Origin of the sequence: Patiriisocius sp. Uisw_017 (genome assembly GCF_047731265.1) — a bacterium.
In the GTDB taxonomy this organism is placed as follows: Bacteria; Bacteroidota; Bacteroidia; order Flavobacteriales; family Flavobacteriaceae; genus Patiriisocius.
In genome coordinates, this window is record NZ_CP159835.1 from 1,384,195 (window position 1) to 1,405,092 (window position 20,898).

A 20,898-nucleotide genomic window follows, 5' to 3' on the forward strand; every position below is an offset into this window, starting at 1 on the left:
CAGGTTTCCCTTTCCTTTTACGCTTATTTCACCTCGTGAGCTAAAAGTGTATCTGCTCAAAGATTGTATTTTTAAAAAGGATTTTGGTACTTGCAAAGCCTTCTGAGCTTAATACACAATCCACCACATCTTCAATAAAAATATCATTATCATCTTTGCACCAGCCCGAAGTTGGAAAACCGCATTCTTTGTTATCAGCAAAAGTTTTGGCCTCTACTAGAACACAGCTAAGGTTTGGCGTGTTTTGTGCTCACATAGAACCCCCCAAGCAGTAATAGAACTATAGTATACAAGTATTTTGTTTTCATTTATTTTTATTTGAAACAGGACGCTCTGCGGTTCTGCTAAGACACGCACAAAAAAAATCGCACTTGAAGTACAGTGGTTTTTAGTACGCCCCCTTTAAATTTTCAATCATAATCTTTGTCATTTCATCAAGATCAATCTCTGGTTCCCAACCCCAGTCTTTGCGTGCCAAGCTATCATCTATAGATTGTGGCCAAGAGTCTGCAATGTCTTGACGAAAATCTAGCTCGTATTTAATCTTAAAATCTGGGATGTGTTTTTGGATGCTTTCTGTAATTTGTTTCGGGTTAAAACTCATGGCTGCTAAATTGTATGCATTCCTTATTTTAACATCCTCAGGAGCGGCTAACATAATATTAACCGTAGCTCTAATGGCATCGTCCATAAACATCATAGGCAAGGTATTTTCTTCGTTTAAAAAACAAATATATTTTTTGTGTTTTAAAGCTTTATGATAAATGTCTACCGCATAATCTGTAGTACCACCACCAGGTTGGGTTTTGTAACTTATAAGTCCTGGATACCGAACGCTTCTTACATCAACTCCATATTTGTTATGATAGTACTCACACCAGCGCTCACCAGTTTGTTTGCTAATCCCATACACCGTAGACGGTTCCATAATACTGTGCTGTGGCGTGTTTTCTTTGGTCGTTGTAGGTCCAAAAACAGCAATACTTGATGGCCAGAAAATTCTATCTATTTTACCATCTCGTGCTAAATTTAAAATATTGAACAGCGAATTCATATTTAAATTCCACGCTTTCATAGGAAATTTTTCGGCAGTTGCAGAAAGCATTGCTGCCATTAAATATACATCTGTAATTTCATAATTAATCACCACATCTTGTATCGCATCATAATCCATCGCATCCAAAATTTCAAAAGGTCCTGTTTTTATAATTTCTTCAGAAGCTTCGGTAATATCGCTAGCAATTACTTTATGATTTCCGTAGATACCTCTTAAATACATGGTTAGCTCTGTTCCAATTTGGCCGGCAGCCCCTATGATCAATATTCTTTTTTTCATGTGTATGGATTAACTTTTAACTGCGTAAATATAGGAATTCAAACGGGAACACATTCTTAAAAAAAATCCAATTGAGCTAGAAATGCTATATTTGTGCACGATTTGAATTATGGTATCAAATGTCCTTAAAATTGTAAATTATATTAAATGGTCGATTTAGGCATACTATCTTCTTATTTCTCAAATAATAAATAGATGAAGTTGAATAAATATTGGATCATTTGCAGTACTTTTTTAATCCTAGCGATCTCCTGTGACGATCAAAAAAATAGTGCTAATGGAAATGGTGGTTCACAAAATACTTCGGTTACATTATTCGGAAAAAAAAATATTGTGTTTGCTAAAATTTCTCCTGAAGCTGAAATGTATTTAAACAATTGGACCGTTTTCTCCGATTTTACTACTGAAGCAATTGAAATTAACGGAACCGATCTTAAAAGCCTCCAAACCAGAAGCGAATTATTGTTATCTAGACTGGATTCATTAACAAAGAGAATTCCGGATACCTTAGATACTCAGCCTATTTACGCTAGAATATTAGTAGCTAAAACAAGAGCGGCGATTTTACATCAATTGAGTAATAAAACTAAAATAGACACGTCTTTAGTACAAGAATCTGTTGCCGAAATGAACACCGCCACAAACAATCTCATTGTGCAAATAAATGAGAAATTCCAAAAAGATGGGATCGATAGACAACGAACAGATAACGAAGAGCAAGAATTGGAACTGAGAAAGAAAAAGGCAGACTCCATCTTTAAAGCAGAATTAAAAGACAAAAAGAGCAAGCAATGATGTAACAATTGCACTCTATTAAACACTAACATACGAATTAAAACTAGAAAAATGAGAGACAACCTAATACTTGTTGCTGCTTTAAGCGCCTTGGTTTTTACAGCTTGCGATGACAAGAAAACCGCAACATTAGAAAAAGAAGAACGGGGTATCATCTTGTCTAATATGGATACTGAGGTAAGCCCTAAACAAGACTTTTACAATTACGTTAATGGTAGTTGGATGAAAAACACAAAGATTCCAGACGACCAAGTGCGTTGGGGGGGATTTGGTGTGTTGCGAAAAAGTACCGATAAAGATGTTCTAGGAATTTTAGATAAAGCAGATAAAAGTGGGAAATATAAAGCAGGAACAGACCAAGCAAAAGCGATTGCAATATTTAACACAAAGTTAGATACAATGGCTCGCAATAAAGCAGGTACCACACCTTTGCAACCTGCTCTGGATAAGATTGCTGCGGTTAAAACAAAAGATGATTTTGTAAAGTTAATGACGTTAAACGCAACCACGGTTTCTCAACCCTTTATTGGTGTAGCAGCGTATCCAAATCCTAGCAATAGTGCTATGAATGCGGCATATCTTACGCCAGGAGGATTGGGATTACCTGATAGAGATTATTATACAAATACAGATGCTAAAAGTGTTGAGATTCGTGGGCAATATGTGGATCATATTACGCGTATGTTACAATTTTTAGGGGATAACGAGGCCTCTGCAAGAACTCAAGCTGAAACTATTTTAGCTTTTGAAACAAAATTAGCAGAGCCTAGATTGGACAAAGTACAAAGTCGTGATTTTAGAAATTTTAATAATCCAAGAGCTATTAGCCAAGTTCAAGAAATGGTGCCTTCAATTAATTGGGAAACAGCCTTGAAAGATTTAGGTATAGAAAAAAAGGTGGATACTTTAATTGTGATGCAGCCTAAATATATGGAGCGAGTACAAAATATTATGAAAGCTGATAATGTAGCTACTTGGAAAACAGTTACAAGATGGGCTACATTTAATAGTGCAACAGGAGCTTTGACTACTGAAATCGAAAAAGCAAACTGGGATTTTTATAGCAAAACATTAAGTGGTGCAAAAAAACAACGTCCAGCAGATGAGCGCGCATTGGGTATCGTAAATGGTACTGTAGGGGAAGCATTAGGGAAACTATATGTAGATGAAATGTTTCCGCCAAAAGCGAAAGAAAAGGCAGAAATAATGATTGAAAACGTGATTGCTGCATATCAAGATCGTATAAAAAATCTAGATTGGATGAGTCCAGAAACAAAGTTGAAAGCCATCGAGAAACTAGATAAGTTTACCGTAAAAATAGGGTATCCAGACTCTTGGGAAGATTATAGTACGATGCAAGTTAGTGCAGATAAGAGTTACTACGATAACATTACTGCAGTAGGAGAGTGGTCATTCAAGAAAAACCTTTCTGAAATTAATGAACCAGTAGATAGATCAGAGTGGGGTATGTCTCCACAAACGGTGAACGCATACTTTAATCCATTTAATAATGAAATTGTATTCCCAGCAGCTATTTTACAACCACCGTTCTACGATTACAAGGCCGATGAGGCTGTAAATTATGGTGGTATTGGAGCTGTAATTGGTCACGAGATTTCGCACGCTTTTGACGATAGTGGAGCTCGTTTTGATGGAGATGGTAACTTGGTAAACTGGTGGACAGATGAAGATTTAAAGCAGTTTGGAGAACGTGGTAAAGCATTGGCTGATCAATATAGTGGTATTGAGGTTTTAGACAGTGTATATGTAAATGGTGAGTTTACCTTAGGAGAAAACATTGGAGATCTAGGCGGGGTACTTGCAGGGTATGACGGTTTACAACGGTATTATAAAGAAAACGGTCGTCCAGAGGATATTGACGGTTTTACAGCAGAGCAACGTTTCTTCATGAGCTGGGCAACAGTATGGAGAACAAAGCAACGTGACGAGAGTTTACGTACACAGGTAAAAACAGATCCTCATACACCAGGAAGATGGAGGGCTACAGAACCTCTGAAAAATGTGGATTCGTTTTATGAAGCATTTGATATTAAAGAAGGAGACTCAATGTATGTAGCGCCAGAAAATCGGGTGCGTATTTGGTAATCAAAATCTAAAATTTGTGAATATAAAAAGGAGCTCTTAAAAGCTCCTTTTTTGTGAATATACCTTGCAGTTATAGACCAAACAATGTTTTGCACCTCCCTTTTGAACTATTGGTTGGGAGGGCTTGTTTTCTTGGGTTTACTTCAAATAGTTTAGGTAAATTAATTATAAAATTAAGGACTTACTTTAAATTCAAATCCCAGGGTTTTTGCTATTAGTTCGCTGTCTATTTGTTTTCCTGATGGCTCCGTTGTTTCGGCAAAATTTGGGGCCTCTAATCCAAGCTCCGTTGCTTTTTCTTTGTAGTATATTTCTTTTTTAGGGTGCTCGGGATGGACTCCGTTAAACACATATCCAAAGGCATCTTTAATGATGATTGCTTTAATAATTGCGATGCAATCACTTCTATGGATTAAATTTACAGGATCGTTACCTCCATTTAAACCAGTTCTTCCAGCGAGATATTTAACAGGCTGCCTATTGCCACCAACCAGACCTCCAAAACGAACGATGGAAGTTTTAAATTTTTTAGAACTAAAAAATAACTGTTCCACTTGAAATAGTTGTCTGCCGGCCTCAGTATCAGGTTTTGGGATCGTTTTTTCAGTAACCTTACCTTGTAAGCTTCCGTAAACCGAAGTGCTGCTTATAAAAACCACATTGGCAACATTCGAGTCTTCAATGGCACTAAGAAAACGAGACATTTTTAGCACATAATCAGCTCCTGTATGCCCGCGCAATCCAGGCGGAATCATAACGATAAGTGTTGCTACATTTTTTAAGAAACCTTGTACTTCGCCAGTAATGCCCTCCTCGGTTATTTTTACGGGATAGGCATTTACTCCCTTTTTTTGTAATGTAGTTGCTTTGGTAATTGAAGTAACAGAACCTTTAACAGTATACCCCAATAGTTCAAGACGTTGAAACAATGGTTGGCCTAACCATCCTAAACCAGCAATCCCAATATTTTTCTTCATATATATTACCCGAGAAGTCGGGAAACTTTAATTAATCGAATTATTTTTCTTTATTCTTAAATCTTCTATACTAAACGTTTGTTCTAATATGATGGCATCGGTATTTACAAATGGTTTTGGCATCATCGTCTTATCTCTTGGATTTACATTTAGCTCTGCGTTCTCTAGCAAATCAAACCCATATTCTAAAAGAGTAAATGCAGGCATAGAGGCATTGCTGTCTAGACTAAATTCAATAGTCAAAGAATCATTGTCTGCCCTATAATAACGGAGTAAATGGTTGTTCTTTCGGTAATAGAATTTTTTACCAACACTGTCGTTTTTAGAGGCTAAAACACCATTCAATTTTAATTCTTTGAAAACATTGAGTGTATCGCTATACACCATTAATTGGTGTACTTCTCGTTGTGGTTTGATGGAGAATTGAATCACTCGATTCTCGTTGTTCACTGAATCTGTCAGCAAAGAAATTATTGGTTCTGGAATTGCAATACTTGGAGCTTTCGCGGCATACCTATACCCTGTATTGTATTTGCTTCCTGCAGAGCTTTGTACATATTTAGAAGCTTCTTCTGGGTTTTCGCCTAAATATTGCTTGGTCCAGGGGTCTAAAATTTTATCATAGCTTACCCAGAATGCTTCATTAGTATCTCCTTTCTTATAGTACACTAAACTATTAGGTTTATTGCGTGTTTCATTAAAATCACTCTTTGTATGCGCAATTATAAAGAATACAAGTGCAGTAATAAAAAAGAGATAACTCAAAAAACGTTTTCGCTTATAAAAACCGAAAAAGGTAAGAAGTAGCCCAAATAATAAGACCACAAATACACTACTAATTACTACATGGTCTGATCCTAGCCCGACGGGGAAAAATTGAATGAGGGGTGCAAAAATAAAGATAGCGGGTGCTGCTAATAAGGCCATCCCGATGTAACTTATACTTTGAAATTTGAGTAAAATAAACCACGAGAAAATTCCGAAGTAAACCGGAATGATAAAAAATGCAGCTCCTTTTAAAAAAACAAAAACCACCGTGTTAATAAGTAGCCAAAGAAACAAAGGTGCTGCCAATGAACTCTGCACGGTGTTATTTTTCAGAAATATTGAATATACTTTGAAAAGAATTCCCAAGGAAAGACATACAAAAAATGAAATGTACCAATGACCGTTGTATTTAAAACCGTGCTGTATTTCGGCATATTGTGGGTATATGCTCTCGATGAATTTCCAGCCATAAAAACCAAGGATTCCACAAATAATAAGCGATACTAAAAAGGGGATAAAACCTTTTAATACCGCTTTGATATGTATTTTATGTTTTGAAACCCCGTAAAAGAGCACAATAAAAAAGAGCACAAAAGCAATAATTAACATAGGTAAAATCCAAGAAAAAGGGTAATGGATAAAGGTGACAACGGGTATATTGACATACACACTATCTTCCATAGCTTTTAAGCTTCCCAAATCTGCATCTGCAAAATAATGTAGCAGTGGTAAAAGATAACTTCCTTGATGCTGCAGACTTTCTATATCGAGATTTTCAACAGTATCGTTTGCGGTGTGATAGTCATAATGATCATCAATAAAAGCGAAGAATATACTTTCAATATCTCCCGCTTCCCTAAAAATAGTAGAATCGGTATCATTTGGCAGCATTTTATAAACACTATACATCAAAGAGGAAGCAACAGGATATGGTACTTCTGCATTTGAAAATGCCTTAACAAGATTTGTGTTACCGCCATTGGTTTCAACGATCATATTACTTGGGCCGCCGCTGCCACGTGCTTCAAAATTTAAAACCAATCCCACATTCGTTGCCCAGGGATGTTCTTTCACAAAGAGTGCAGCACCGTCAAGGCCAATTTCTTCAGCATCTGTAAATAGAACAATAATATCATTTTTAGGAGTTTTATCGCTAGCAAGATAGGCACGCAAGCTTTCGAGAATGGTTACAATGCCACTACCAGCATCACTAGCGCCAGGAGAGGGGACTAGCGCGCTGTCGTAATGAGAAAGTAGTACTAATGACTTCCCTGTACCAGTTCCTTTAAGACGCGCGACAATATTTTTAGGTTTAATGAGTCCTCTTGTAGAATTGCTTAAAACAAAACTGGCTTGTACCTGTGTTTCTAAACCTATTTTTTTTAATGCAGTACTCAAATATTCTCGAACGCTATTGTGTTCTTCTGTGCCGTGATAGTGCGGTGCTTTTGCAATTTCACGAAGCGGAACTAAAGCACGCTCTGCTGAAAATTCAGTGGTTGGAGCAGAAAGTAAGGCGCCAGAATCGGGCATCAAACTTTTAAAAGAGAATACAATGAGCAATATAACAATAACTGCTGAAATGAGAGCGCTAAGATGTTTCATTGGAAGGTTGGGTTTGTAATTTTTAAAAGTACAAGTTTTAAGTACAAGTTTATTTTTTTTTGAACATAATAAAATTTTCATAAAACCCTCCTTAGCAATTATATATTGTCTACATTTAAGTGATAAAAATCTCATACTATGCCCATTAAAAGTTATAGAGGAAAGCGCGCGAAAGAAACGAAAGGTAGTTCTGAAAATATTAGAGTTTCAGATTACATGAGTACCAACCTCATAATCTTTAGTCCAGACCAATCGGTTTTAGAAGTTATGAATATACTCATAAAAATGAAAATTTCTGGCGGTCCTGTGGTGAATGAAAAAAATGAACTTGTTGGGATTATTAGCGAAGGTGATTGTATGAAACAAATAAGTAGCAGCAGGTATCATAACTATCCAATGATAGATATTAAGGTAAAAGATTACATGGGTACTGTTATCGAAACTATTGATGGAGATATGAATGTTTTTGATGCAGCCGATAAATTTCTGTCCTCTCGCCGTCGCAGATTCCCTATCGTAAAAGATGGAAAGTTAGTGGGGATAATTAGCCAAAAAGATGTATTGAAAGCCGCTTTGGAGTTGAAAGGACAAAATTGGTAACTTCGATACAGTTTACTCTAAAAACACCACACACTTTTAAAGTAAATCACTCAGCGTCCTAGGCTTTTTAGTGCTGATTTAAAAGATGAATAGTTCTTATTTTGCTGCTGTAATCAAGAGTGCTTATCAATCAATTATAAAGTAATATCCACCTTTACTAACAAGTACCAGTCGTTTTCTAGTGCTAGATACCCTTGGTCGTAGACATAAAAATAAACAGATCCTGTCTTAGTAACATACTGTCCTGTAAAAAAATTGAAATTAAAACCGTGCTTGAGTAGGGTTTCTTTTTTTACTTTGGTTTTGTCTTTGGCATTCAGTTTTTGAAGTAGCCTATAATTTTTTCTAAGGCGGTTATTTACGTTGCGTAGCAGGTTGGTTTTGTCCTTGTTCAGGTTATTATTATGGGCATTGCGACAGCCATCGCTACAGAATTTTTTATCTGCACGACCCAGTATTTTACCGCCACATTCTGGACACGTTTTTTCCAATTAAAATGATTTTAGCATATAAATATAGTTTAATAATTATTAGTGCGACCACCTAAGTCAATTCACAAACATATTTATCACTTTATAATCTCCCATAGGTATCTGCTCATAAATCGGGCAGTATTTTCAAAGAAGGAGCTGTGATCATCCGGCGTTTTTTCTATAACTGTCATTGTAGCTCCTCTGCCATAGCTTTGAGTGAACGGTTGTTTTTTAGGACGGCGTTTAGAAAGATCTTGAATTTTTGTGGTGATAGTAGTTTCAAAAATATATTGGCATCTCGTTTTTGAGTTTTTTTGTCCCGTTGTAATATTTAAAACATCCAGAATTTCTTATCCGGTTTGTGTCATACCTATGGAAGGCTCTGTTAGCCTACCTTTTTCAAGATTCTCATTAAATTCTTCTTTCTCATTTTCAATTAATTGGTTAACGCCTTCTTCAATAACTTCATTTCTGGTTTCTTTCTTTTCTTCGGAAGTACCTTCCTGTGCTGAAACAAATACTCCCCAGCACATGATAGTTAAAAGTAAAATAGTTTTAAAAGTACTTTTCATAAAGTATATTCCAATCTTTCTCTTAAAATCAATTTTATACCAACCATTTAAAGAGTAGGTCGTGCTAGCTTTTTCTTCTTGGACAAAACAAAAAAAATCTGTCATGTTTTCGCGACAGGTTTTTTGATTTCCAATGAACTCTGAAGCCTTATTACTTCATAATCTTTCTGACCAAGGTTCCTTTTTCGGTTTCAATTTTTAAGAAATACACAGCACTATCTAATACCGAGATATCGATGGTGGAGTTCAACCCGTCAATATTCTTTAGGTTTCGCACGAGCCTTCCTCTCATATCTGTAAGGGTAATGGTATTGATTATTGAATTAGGGGAGTTGATAAACAACAGTCCATCGGTAGGATTAGGCACTACAGAAATGGCGGCAATAGCAGCAGCATCATCTCCTAGTATTCTTCCAAATCTGTCATAGGCCACAAACTGAAGTGTAAACCTATTTGGGAAGTTTCCTTTTTGACTTCTAAATTTATAGGCTCCTTCTTTAATAAGGATCGTCCATCTTTCGATTTAGTTGGGTTGAGCCTATAAGAGGGCACTACTTTTTTGTGGTTTTGAGTCCATCGTGATTCACAATATTTCTTTCTATGGAGGTTAAAACCAATTATTTTGGAGGCTATAGGACTGCCTTATATATACTAAGAGCATTGGCGGATAGGCCTATTAAAATTGTTTAGAAATACCGAATTTATTCATTTTAGATTGAAAGCAATTAAAGCCCAAGACGAAACAATGAAAGTGTTCTATTGTCAAGCTTGGCTCCACCAGTATCAACTTTCCACCGCACTTCGATGGTTTCCCCTGCTGTTAGCGCTGTAAACATTGCTAGGAGAGAAACCTGTGAACTCGATGAACTAATTGCTCTACTAGAATTATCTACTTCTGTCCCATTTTGATAAATACAGTAAGTTGTAGTAGTTAAATTATTGGAAGAGCCACTAGCAGGATATTGTTCTCCAAAATGTGTGCCTAAAATTGTCAGTGCTCCTAATGCGGTTCCAACATCTCCAGTGATCGAAGAAGTTGCATCGTCTGAAACTGCACCACTAGAGGAAAACATCGCAAATGAGGAAAGGTTTCTTAAATCAATATAAGAATCACCCGCTGGCTGGTTAAGAATACTACTCGCACCAATACTTAATGCTCCTAACTTTGTAAAAATCCTTCCTTCAAGGTTCGTGCCCGCTCCCAACCCAATCGCTCCGGCAGGAGAAACCAAGGTTCCTTTCAATGTTGAGTTAGCACCAGTAGATAGGGCTACTTGAGACATCCAGAATATATTATTGGAGCTTGCTCCATTGATCAAATTTACAGTCGTCCCAGCTCCAGTAGTAAATGCACCGGTACCTCTTATAATAAATACAGAATTTGAGTCTCCTTCGCCATCTAGCGTAAGTATGCCTGCAATTGAAACTGCTCCAGCCACGTCGTAGATACCCGGCGGCAAATTCTCCCCATTACCAAAAACAAGTGCGTGAGCAGTGTTAGTCGCAGTTATAGCAATTAAATCTTGGTATATCATATCCAGATCAGCAACACCTTGATCTGCAGTAAATAATGCCGTTATCTGAGCATTGAATAAGGCTAAATAAGTACCCGGACTAGCAGATAATGTCATGCCCGGAACCAATAAAGAATTAGTGGATGTTGTATTAATCTTATCTCCTAAAGCCACAGAGTTAAGTGTAGGCTGTTCCTGCTCTTTTACACCTTTCCAATTAGGCGCAGTGGGGTTTCCAATATTTAGTTGACTATCATTTGATGTAGTATTGTAAATCATTAAACCCTCCGCTGGAGATACTATTTCATCTCTTTGTAAGGTGGTTAATCGCGGCATTAGAAGCCCTTCACTGGTGGAAGAAAGATCTAGAATAGAAGAGGGGTCGGGTGTTGTTGTCCCTATTCCGACTTGAGCATAAAGATTACTTGAAGAAAATAAGACAAACTGTATTAAAAAACATTTTAAAATAATTTTCATAAGATTAACTTTAATAGGGTTCACTATTTTTTGAATAGTACAACAAACTAACTTTTGATTGCAGACAGCTATTATTTTCATTATTAATATTCTTTTAACAAAGAAATGTTTTTCTTAAAAGAAAAATTATGCTCGTAGACCAAAGGTTCTTCTGTGAAGACGAATGGAGGTTTTCTAATGTCAAATAATATCTTGAGTATCCTTAAAAGGTATTCGTTTGACGTTATTGCAAAAGAGTCCTTTATTATATGTTTTTCCTTTAAAACCGAACAGTTTAATAGTAGCAGACCAATCACAAATGCCTGCGTTGTGACCAAGAGTGAATTTTGGACAAAACAGATTGGAAAAACTTTAAAAGAGCTTGTCAATGATATTATTATGTGATAGTTAGCTGGAAACACGAAGTTAGTTCTGCTGCTTTTTATGAGTGTCGTCTAAAATATGCAGAACTTAATTCTTCTGGGACTAGCTCCGGAATAATTAAAAAGAACAACTTTATAGAAGCTTTAGAAAACGGAACAGTTCGGTTTTAAGGGAAGACCACTAATAGATTACAATATTTATTTTCTATTTTAGACCTTAAATTAATATAGGTCATAGAAAGCGGTATTGCAAGTTTATAAAAAAGAGGATAATTGTCCCTTTGGTTATTCCAATTGTGGTAATTTAGTTTATTAGAAAATCAAAGAAAACTATAAAAAATAAATACAGGAGTACAACCCGCGTATATAACTATTGAATTCCCGCATTTCACAAAATGTAAGTGTCGTAAATAATTACCTTCTACTATTAAAATTACAGTTTATGAATTTTCACACACGTAAATGGATAAAACCAGAAGATTTAAACCCAAACGGAACCCTATTTGGAGGGCGATTATTAGAATGGATTGATGAGGAAGCTGCGATATATGCAATTATTCAATTAGAAAATCCACGAACGGTTACTAAGTATATGAGTGAAATAAACTTTAGAAGTTCAGCAAAAAAAGGGGATATAATCGAAATAGGGTTGAGGCCCAAAAAATACGGGAACAGTTCATTAACTTTAGCTTGCGAAGTGCGTAATAAAATGACCCGAGAAGTTATTATTACTATTGACTCTATAATTATGGTAAGTTTAGGCGAAAATGGAAAACCAAGCGCTCATGGCAAAACAGAAATTGAATACGTAAAGGATCGGTTTAGTGCTGATTAGACACTAAAATCTGATGGCGATTTTATTTTTTTAAATGAAGTAGCTGTAGGACTTTTAAAAAAGCTTCCAAATACGAAGTATCAGATAGATTTATCCTTATTAGAATGAAGACATAAAAAAGCCGCTTTTAGTTTTTATACTGAAAGCGGCTTTTTAATCTTTAAATTGTTTTGCTTGAAACTATTCCTTCATAACCTTTCTGACCAAGGTTCCTTTTTCGGTTTCAATTTTTAGGAAATACACAGCACTATCTAATACCGAGATATCGATGGTGGAGTTCAACCCGTCAATATTCTTTAGGTTTCGCACGAGCCTTCCTCTCATATCTGTAAGGGTAATGGTATTGATTATTGAATTAGGGGAGTTGATAAACAACAGTCCATCGGTAGGATTAGGCACTACAGAAATGGCGGCAATAGCAGCAGCATCATCTCCTAGTATTCTTCCAAATCTATCATAGGCCATAAACTGAAGTGTAAACCTATTTGGGAAGTTTCCTTTTCGACTTCTAAATTTATAGGCCCCTTCTTTAGTAAGGTTGGTAATGGTTCTTGTAGCCTTATCTATTAGATATACGGTCGCGTTTTCAATGTCGACTCCTTCTAGTTGCTTAATGGTAATTTTAAAGGTGGTAGTCTCGTCTATTTGAGAAGCATATCCCATTGGGATTTGTATCTCCTTATTAAAGACTTCTCTACCTTGAATTCCTAAAGACATCGTATTGTCTGGTAAATGGGAGTATAGCGATACAAGGCTACCAATCTGATGGCTATCATATCCTGAATCATAGCTTTCTGTTGCCATTGGCATAAAGGCAATTAATACTTCACTGCTGAGACTGTATTGCGCATTTTCTAGCTGTAACCAGATTTTGTTGCCCTCTGATACAGTATTCCTTAGGGTGTTGTTCCCAGTGGTTACCCGCATTGCATTGTTAAAGATAGCGGTTCCCATTGCATTCGCTTTTACACCAAAACCTTGCGAGGTAGCGATCATACCATTGGGAGTTGTACTCCCATTGGTTGCGGGTGTTCCTGCTCCAATACCTCCAGAGAGGTTGTACATCGAGATGTCTTCCATCGAGAAGTTTTCAGTAGTTATATTTCCTCCTGGGAATGCCCCTGGCTCGGTAATATGCTCCCAGAAATATACTTCATCAATCTCAGGGTTTGCATTTAAAAATAGGGAGGCATCAATAGCAGATGGATATGGGTTGGCTAACATAGAGGGACTCGAATTCGCATCGCCGTTAAACTCCATTGCATAGGTAATAACTCCGTTGTTTAAGGTTCCTTGCTCATAGACTAAGTCATAGGTTGAATTTCCGTCGGCTAAGTTAGCTTGTGGATATACAAAATATCCTTCACCAGGGTTGATGATTCCTGTATGGAACACCCAGTCATTAAAATCAACATCCACAAAGTTGGCCACGACATTAGGCATATAGAAAGCATCCACAGCTGGGTCTGGATTAAACGCTGCCGTTAAATGTTTTACGACTCTAAAAGAGTTGTTATAAACCCCATTGCGCATTTCCATAGTCATTGGGCTACCAGAGAGGATAAAGTCTCTAGGAGCTACCTCTGGGGTGGTCACATTGACGTTGATGGTACCATCGTTGGTAACCATCGCACTGTCTTCTACTTGTACCACACTTCCGGTGTGTTCTACTAGTAAACTTCCCGTCACAGATACGGTAATATCTGTATTTACCAAGATATAATCCCCCGCATTAACACGAAGGGTTGCTCCTGGATTTACGATCAACTTACAGGCTTCAAAAGAACCTAAGAGCGCCGTATCATAATCTGCTTCGATGAGTACTAGGTTGTCAATACTGGGCATCACTGCACCCCAACCCGCAGCACCAAAGGTAGCTGTGGCTTGACAAGCATCACAATTAATAGCATCATTAACAAAGATGTTTTCGGTGGTGTCATTAGAACAGCCATTCGTATCGGCATAGGTATAGGTCACGGGAATGTTTCCTCCCACTGGGGCAGAGGCTGTTGGATCAAAGCTAAAGGTCATCCCATTGCCATCATCACTAACACCTATTCCAGAATAGATACCACCCGTTGGAGTTCCACCGCCTAGGCCAGTTACAACCACATCGAGCACACAAATATTTGGAGTAGGCACTACAAAGGTGACCGTTGGTGCATCAAAGACCTCCACCGTATCGTTTCCTGTACTTAAACAACCTATGTTTCCAACAAGGTATACCAATGTTTGTACTCCTGCACCAGCTACTGCTGGGTCAAAACTATAGGTCATCCCATTGCCATCATCGCTAACACCAGGTCCATAATACGTTCCTCCTGTTGGCAAAGCACCACCAAGACCCGTTTGAATACCTGCATCGATGCATAGATCTGCCGGTGCGTTAAAAGTTACTATTGAAGAACCAAATACTTGAACCGTATCAGCTGCTGTATTTGTGCAGCCTACATCTCCCGCGGTATAGCTTATACTTTGAGTTCCTACTCCTGCAACTGCAGGATCAAAACTATAGGTCATTCCATCACCGCCATCGGTAACACCTGTTCCTGAGTACACACCTCCTGTTGGAGAGCCACCACTTAAACCAGTTTGAACACCTGCATTAACACAAAGATCTGCAGGGGCTGTAAAGGTTACTATTGGTAAGGCAAGTACTTCCACATCATCAGAAGCTGAATTTGTACATCCATTTCCATTTGTAAAAGTGTAGCTAATGGTATTTGGCCCAATGCCTGCTGCTGTTGGGTCAAAGCTATAGGTCATTCCGTTTGCATCATCGGTAACGCCTGTTCCAGAATATACTCCGCCTGTTGGAGTTCCTCCCCCAAGACCAGCTTGTACACCTTCAGTGATACAGATATCTGCTGGTGCGGTAAACGCTACTACTGGAAGATCAAATACTTCTATAGTATCCATTGCAGTGCCTATGCATCCTGAATCATTCAAGGTATAGGTTATGGAGTGTATTCCAACGCCAGCTGCTACAGGATCAAAATTATAGGTCATTCCATTGCCATCATCGGTAACACCGGGTCCAGAATAAACACCGCCAGAAGCGAGTCCTCCGCCTAAGCCTGTCTGAACTCCTGCGTCAACACATACATCTGCCAGAGCCGTAAAAGCTACTACTGGTGTAGTAAATACTTCTACATCGTCTGATGCTGAACTTGAACATCCATTGCCATCCTCAAAAGTATATGTTATTGTATGAGTACCAGCGCCTGCTGCTGCAGGGTCAAAACTATAGGTCATTCCATTGCCATTATCGGTAACACCTGCACCAGAGTAGACACCTCCTGTTGGAGAGCCACCACTTAAACCAGCTTGTACGCCTGCAGTGATACATAGATCGGCCGGAGCCGTAAATACTACTGTTGGAAGTGCAAAGACTGCTACATTATCGGTTGCAGAACCTGAACAACTATTTGCATCTGTATAATCATAGGTTATGGTATGTGTTCCTACTCCAGCTGCTGCTGGGTCAAAGCTATAGGTCATTCCATTGCCATTATCGGTAACACCTGCACCAGAGTAGACACCTCCTGTTGGAGAGCCACCACTTAAACCAGCTTGCACTCCTGCATCAACACAAAGATCTGCCGGAGCTGTATATGTAACTGTTGGAAGTGCAAAGACTTCTACATTATCGGTTGCAGAACCTGAACATCCATTACCATCCGTAAAAGTATATGTCATTATATGTATTCCAACACCTGCAGTAGCTGGATCAAAGCTATAGGTCATTCCGTTACCATCATCGGTAACGCTAGATCCAGAATAAATACCTCCTGTTGGTGTCGCGCCTCCAAGTCCTGATTGTACGCCTGCATCGATACATACATCTGTCAGGGCGGTAAATGTTACAACGGGTAATGCAAATACTTCCACATCGTCTGAGGCAGTATCTGTACATCCTGCAATTCCTAATGTATACATCAAAGTATGAACTCCAACGCCCACTGCTACTGGGTCAAAACTATAAGTCATTCCATTGCCATCATCGATAACACCTGTTCCTGAGTACACACCTCCTGTTGGAAGTCCTCCACCAAGTCCAGTTTGATTCCCTGCATCTAAACAAAGATCAGTTGGTGCTGTGAAGGTTACTGTTGGCAATGGGAATACTTCAACAGTGTCATTTTCACTTCCAGAACATCCGTTTCCGTCTGTGAAGTTATACGTTATTGTATGAGTTCCTACTCCAGCTGCTGCTGGATCGAAGGCGTAATTGATTCCGTCTCCAGCATCTGTAACACCAGGTCCTGAATAAAGGCCTCCTATTGGTGAACCACCAGTTTGGTTAGTTTGATTCCCTGCGTCTAAACAAAGATCAGTTGGTGCTGTAAAGGTAACAGTTGGCAACCCGAATACTACAACAGTGTCATTTTCACTTCCAGAACAACTATTACCGTCTGTAAAAGTGTAAGTAATAGTATGAGTTCCTACTCCAGCTGCTGCTGGATCGAATGCGTAATTGATTCCGTCTCCAGCATCTGTAACACCAGGTCCTGAATAAAGGCCTCCTATTGGTGAACCACCAGTTTGGTTAGTTTGATTCCCTGCTTCTAAACAAAGATCAGTTAATGCTGTGAAGGTTACTGTTGGCAAACTGAATACTACAACAGTGTCATTTTCACTTCCAGAACATCCGTTTCCGTCTGTGAAGTTATACGTAATTGTATGAGTTCCTACTCCAGCTGCTGCTGGATCAAATGCGTAATTGATTCCGTCTCCAGTATCTGTAACACCAGGTCCTGAATAAAGGCCTCCTGTTGGAAGTCCTCCTCCTAAACCAGTTTGATTCCCTGCGTCTAAACAAAGATCTGTTGGTGCAGTGAAGGTAACAGTTGGCAACCCGAATACTACAACAGTGTCATTTTCACTTCCAGAACAACTATTACCGTCTGTAAAAGTGTATGTAATAGTATGAGTTCCTACTCCAGCTGCTGCTGGATCGAATGCGTAATTGATTCCGTCTCCAGTATCTGTAACACCAGGTCCTGAATAAAGGCCTCCTATTGGTGAACCACCAGTTTGGTTAGTTTGATTCCCTGCGTCTAAACAAAGATCAGTTGGTGCTGTGAAGGTTACTGTTGGCAAACTGAATATTACAACAGTGTCATTTTCACTTCCAGAACATCCGTTTCCGTCTGTGAAGTTATACGTTATTGTATGAGTTCCTACTCCAGCTGCTGCTGGATCGAAGGCGTAATTGATTCCGTCTCCAGCATCTGTAACACCAGGTCCTGAATAAAGGCCTCCTGCTGGTGAACCACCAGTTTGGTTGGTTTGATTACCGGCATCGAGGCAAAGATCACCTAGGGCTGCGAAGGTTACGGTTGGTAGACTAAACACGACTACATTATCATTTGCACTTCCAGTACAGCTATTGCCATCTGTGAAGCTGTAAGTGATTGTGTGCGTACCTGCACCAGCAGCAGCTGGATCGAAAGAATAGTTAATTCCGTTTCCTGCATCTGTAACACCAGGTCCTGAATAAAGGCCTCCTATTGGTGAACCACCAGTTTGGTTAGTTTGATTCCCTGCGTCTAAACAAAGATCTGTTAATGCTGTGAAGGTTACTGTTGGAGCTGCATTAACCACCAATGCTTGATTTACATTAGCCGCGGCATTGTAATTCGCATTTCCTGTTTGAGAAGCGATAATGTCTGTTGCTCCCGCAGCAAGTATCGTTACAGTAGTTCCAGATACAGTAGCTACAGCAGTATTCGAGCTTGTATAGGTAAGCGTTAAACCAGAACTTGCAGTTCCTGTCAATTCGAAAGGCGCATCTCCAAAACAATTACTTGTTAAGGTCCCAAAAGTAATTGTTTGATTTGCTTGTCCTACTGTCAATGCTTGACTAACATCAGTAGCTGCATCGTAATTCGCATTTCCTGTTTGAGAAGCGGTAATGTTTGTTGCTCCCGCAGCAACTATCGTTACGGTAGTTCCAGAAACGGTAGCTACAGCAGTATTCGAACTTGTATAGGTAAGCGCTAAACTAGAACTAGCAGTTCCTGTCAATTCGAAAGAATCATCTCCAAAAGTCTTACCAGTTAAGGTCCCAAAAGTAATTGTTTGATTTGCTTTAATTGCGGTAAAATTTTGCACAGTTCCATAACTTATACCTACACTATTAATTGCATATGCTTTAAAAGAGTATTGTGTCCCAGAAGCTAAGCCCGTAATCGATTCAGAAAACACTCCAGTTCCAGTTCCATTCGTATCTTTAGTAACTCCAGTTCCACTAATTATTGGGTTTGAATTTGTTGAAGTAATTGAATATACAATTCCTCTTTCAGTAACCAAAGCACCCCCATCAGCAGTTATGTTTCCTGCTAAGGTAGCAGCAGTTGCTGCTATAGAGCTTGCCGCAGTTGTTATTACTGTAGGTATAACACTTGATGAAGGAATATTATATGCTACATCATCTATAAATAGATTTAAATCTACTCCTTGAATCCAAAATTCATCAATATCTTGGAAATCTGAATTGAGGGTTTGATTTCCATTAAAATTAGCATTAACAGTAGCGCCTACTTGAACACCATCTTTATAAGCTTTCAAAGTTCCATCATCAGACCCAAACAAAGAATTTATCAAATAAATACTTGTGAGGGCAAATTCACTTCCATCATGACGACTTATAATCCATTTGGTAATATCTCCAATGTTACCATTATTATCATACAAAGCTGCTGTACCTCCCGCACCTTCATTAGAGTTATACATAATTAAATCATCAGCGTTCGGTGAGTTTGTATAAAAATTTAAAGGTCCAAAGGCTGCTTCTTTGGCAAGCAGATCATTATTTGATAATCCTAAACTATTAAAATCTAAGGTTGCTGCCCCAGAAGGTACAGCTCCAGAAACTATATTACTTAATGATATTTCTTCTATTGTAAATGCATCAACTGATACTGTTGATGGATTAATAGTGATTTCAATTGATGAGACACCGGTTACTGGTAATGGACTTTGATAGTCAAAAAAATCACCAATTGAAGTTGCAATCCCTGGTAAAGATTTAGTAGCATTTAATGTCATGGTTCGAATGATTGTTCCTGCAGCATCTTTAAATACTATTTTTGTATTAACAGTATAGTTTGCTGGTGTATCAGATACATCTATATAATTACTTATACTTAGATTATTTACATCAAACGATGTTGCATAAACTCCATCAGCTTTTAAAATAATTGTAGTAGTACCACCAAGGGTAGTACTCGTTGAGTGTAAATCTGATCCAACAGAACCATTAGTAGTTCCAGTTGCATTATTACTAACCACTATGACAGAATTTGTTGCTATTGATTTAAAACCAGATCCACCTGAATCGTTTGGTCCTAAACCTCTAAATCGATGTTGACCTGAAACTTGCAGCGCTAACATAACAAATAGCATCGAAAGAATAAATTTCTTTCCTAAATTATGAAATCGTTTAAAATTGTAGTTGTTGAAAAAAAATAGGCACACGCATTGGACTCTAAAAAAATATTTCTGTTTCATACTGCAGGATTTAAAATGTGTTTTAAATAATAATTTAAAAAAAAAGGATTGAAAATAGTACATATCAAAACTGTTTTATGTATTCGTAATTAGTCATGTCCCTGTAATTGTTGCTATCACAAGATTATCAAACATTATTTCACCAAAATACCTACGATTAAGTTCTTCATTTAGGTGCTTTCTAAGAATTGCATTGCTACTATATCATTCATAATATAGAATAAAATTTAATGAGTTCAAATATTTCAACTTCAATAACTCTGATCAATTTTTTTTAAAATATCATTTGCCTCGGACATTTTAGAATCAATTATCTTACGGTTAATTGCAGATAAACTCTATGCTTCCTCAAGAAGCTTTTTATACCTTAAATTAAGTTTTTCAACTTGTAATTTTTTTCAAATAACCCGAACATTGTCATTTATTTTGTTTGACAAACATAGTATAACATTGGACAAAACAAAAATATTTAGCATCTATCTGCCAATATATTTAATATTTAAAACTATAAATTATGAAAAAATTAATTCTTGTTGTAACAATTACAATAACTGTAGCCCTATCTAAAAATGCTACAGTACAAGAAAAGATAGTAGATGTCGCAGTTGGTAATGAAGATTTTTCAACTCTAGTTGCGGTTTTAACAACTGCCGATTTAGTTGGTACCTTACAGGTATATGGACCATTTACAGTTTTTGCTCCAACAAACGCCGCCTTCGCTAAAATTGATTCGAAAGCTTTGAGCTCTCTATTGGAAGAAAAAAATAAAAAAGTATTAGCGAATATCTTAACGTATCATTTAGTGTCAGGGAAAATAACTACAACTGATGTTGTCGCTGGTTTAAAAAAAGGCAATGGTATGCCAGAATTTGGATAAAAGACTCAAATGGAAATTACAGCGAAATTACTGCAACGATACGGAAATACACGACCAAAAAAAACAAAGGAGCCAGCTTCCGTGGA

The 20,898-nt window shown here is 37.8% G+C and carries 13 protein-coding genes; 5 read left to right on the forward strand and 8 right to left on the reverse strand.

What is annotated here, in order from left to right:
- Nucleotides 1-388: 388 nt before the first annotated feature.
- Nucleotides 389-1,336 carry an NAD-dependent epimerase/dehydratase family protein gene (locus ABXT67_RS06305; protein WP_415376428.1) on the reverse strand — a complete coding sequence of 316 codons (948 nt, stop codon included), beginning with the start codon at nt 1,334-1,336 and terminating at the stop codon, nt 389-391.
- A 195-nt stretch (nt 1,337-1,531) separates the two neighbouring features.
- On the opposite strand from ABXT67_RS06305, the gene ABXT67_RS06310 reads away from it, so the two are divergent.
- Nucleotides 1,532-2,131, forward strand: coding sequence for a hypothetical protein (locus ABXT67_RS06310; RefSeq protein ID WP_415376429.1), 600 nt, complete (start codon nt 1,532-1,534; stop codon nt 2,129-2,131).
- 51 nt (nt 2,132-2,182) lie between these two features.
- Nucleotides 2,183-4,237 carry a M13 family metallopeptidase gene (locus tag ABXT67_RS06315; RefSeq protein ID WP_415376430.1) on the forward strand — a complete coding sequence of 685 codons (2,055 nt, stop codon included), beginning with the start codon at nt 2,183-2,185 and terminating at the stop codon, nt 4,235-4,237.
- Between the two features lie 173 nt (nt 4,238-4,410).
- Here ABXT67_RS06315 and ABXT67_RS06320 read toward each other — a convergent pair whose 3' ends face one another.
- Together ABXT67_RS06320 and ABXT67_RS06325 are read right to left on the reverse strand one after the other, a co-directional pair.
- A complete protein-coding gene (locus ABXT67_RS06320; protein ID WP_415376431.1) occupies nt 4,411-5,214 on the reverse strand; it encodes an SDR family NAD(P)-dependent oxidoreductase in 804 nt (267 codons plus the stop codon).
- A 27-nt stretch (nt 5,215-5,241) separates the two neighbouring features.
- Nucleotides 5,242-7,587 (reverse strand): M20/M25/M40 family metallo-hydrolase, encoded by a 2,346-nt coding sequence (locus ABXT67_RS06325; RefSeq protein WP_415376432.1) that lies wholly within the window; start codon nt 7,585-7,587, stop codon nt 5,242-5,244.
- Between the two features lie 138 nt (nt 7,588-7,725).
- Between ABXT67_RS06325 and ABXT67_RS06330 the strand changes: the two genes are divergently transcribed.
- On the forward strand, nt 7,726-8,187 hold the full coding sequence (locus tag ABXT67_RS06330) for a CBS domain-containing protein (RefSeq protein ID WP_415376433.1): 462 nt from the start codon (nt 7,726-7,728) through the stop codon (nt 8,185-8,187).
- 134 nt (nt 8,188-8,321) lie between these two features.
- Here the strand turns inward: ABXT67_RS06330 and ABXT67_RS06335 are convergent, their stop codons facing one another.
- The 4 genes from ABXT67_RS06335 to ABXT67_RS06350 form a co-directional block, all read right to left on the reverse strand.
- Nucleotides 8,322-8,678, reverse strand: a complete 357-nt coding sequence (locus ABXT67_RS06335) for a hypothetical protein (RefSeq protein ID WP_415376434.1) — start codon at nt 8,676-8,678, stop codon at nt 8,322-8,324.
- 332 nt (nt 8,679-9,010) lie between these two features.
- Entirely contained in the window at nt 9,011-9,337 is a 327-nt protein-coding gene (locus tag ABXT67_RS06340; protein WP_415376435.1) for a hypothetical protein, read from the reverse strand.
- Nucleotides 9,338-9,383: 46 nt separating this feature from the next.
- Entirely contained in the window at nt 9,384-9,665 is a 282-nt protein-coding gene (locus ABXT67_RS06345; RefSeq protein WP_415376436.1) for a T9SS type A sorting domain-containing protein, read from the reverse strand.
- A 292-nt stretch (nt 9,666-9,957) separates the two neighbouring features.
- Nucleotides 9,958-11,223 (reverse strand): ice-binding family protein, encoded by a 1,266-nt coding sequence (locus ABXT67_RS06350; protein ID WP_415376437.1) that lies wholly within the window; start codon nt 11,221-11,223, stop codon nt 9,958-9,960.
- Between the two features lie 804 nt (nt 11,224-12,027).
- Between ABXT67_RS06350 and ABXT67_RS06355 the strand changes: the two genes are divergently transcribed.
- Entirely contained in the window at nt 12,028-12,420 is a 393-nt protein-coding gene (locus tag ABXT67_RS06355) for an acyl-CoA thioesterase (RefSeq protein ID WP_415375764.1), read from the forward strand.
- A gap of 180 nt (nt 12,421-12,600) precedes the next feature.
- On the opposite strand, the gene ABXT67_RS06360 is transcribed toward ABXT67_RS06355, so the two are convergent.
- Nucleotides 12,601-19,935: a T9SS type A sorting domain-containing protein gene (locus ABXT67_RS06360; protein WP_415376438.1), complete on the reverse strand. Its 7,335-nt coding sequence runs from the start codon at nt 19,933-19,935 to the stop codon at nt 12,601-12,603.
- Between the two features lie 514 nt (nt 19,936-20,449).
- Between ABXT67_RS06360 and ABXT67_RS06365 the strand changes: the two genes are divergently transcribed.
- A complete protein-coding gene (locus ABXT67_RS06365; RefSeq protein ID WP_415376439.1) occupies nt 20,450-20,812 on the forward strand; it encodes a fasciclin domain-containing protein in 363 nt (120 codons plus the stop codon).
- The last annotated feature ends 86 nt before the right edge of the window (nt 20,813-20,898 follow it).

Coding starts and splice junctions, on each gene's coding strand:
- ABXT67_RS06320 (WP_415376431.1), bottom strand. CDS start 5,214: ATGAAGAAAAATATTGGGATTGCTGGTTTAGGATGGTTAGGCCAACCA.
- ABXT67_RS06365 (WP_415376439.1), top strand. CDS start 20,450: ATGAAAAAATTAATTCTTGTTGTAACAATTACAATAACTGTAGCCCTA.
- ABXT67_RS06305 (WP_415376428.1), bottom strand. CDS start 1,336: ATGAAAAAAAGAATATTGATCATAGGGGCTGCCGGCCAAATTGGAACA.
- ABXT67_RS06325 (WP_415376432.1), bottom strand. CDS start 7,587: ATGAAACATCTTAGCGCTCTCATTTCAGCAGTTATTGTTATATTGCTC.
- ABXT67_RS06310 (WP_415376429.1), top strand. CDS start 1,532: ATGAAGTTGAATAAATATTGGATCATTTGCAGTACTTTTTTAATCCTA.
- ABXT67_RS06360 (WP_415376438.1), bottom strand. CDS start 19,935: ATGAAACAGAAATATTTTTTTAGAGTCCAATGCGTGTGCCTATTTTTT.
- ABXT67_RS06330 (WP_415376433.1), top strand. CDS start 7,726: ATGCCCATTAAAAGTTATAGAGGAAAGCGCGCGAAAGAAACGAAAGGT.
- ABXT67_RS06355 (WP_415375764.1), top strand. CDS start 12,028: ATGAATTTTCACACACGTAAATGGATAAAACCAGAAGATTTAAACCCA.
- ABXT67_RS06315 (WP_415376430.1), top strand. CDS start 2,183: ATGAGAGACAACCTAATACTTGTTGCTGCTTTAAGCGCCTTGGTTTTT.
- ABXT67_RS06340 (WP_415376435.1), bottom strand. CDS start 9,337: ATGACAGATTTTTTTTGTTTTGTCCAAGAAGAAAAAGCTAGCACGACC.
- ABXT67_RS06350 (WP_415376437.1), bottom strand. CDS start 11,223: ATGAAAATTATTTTAAAATGTTTTTTAATACAGTTTGTCTTATTTTCT.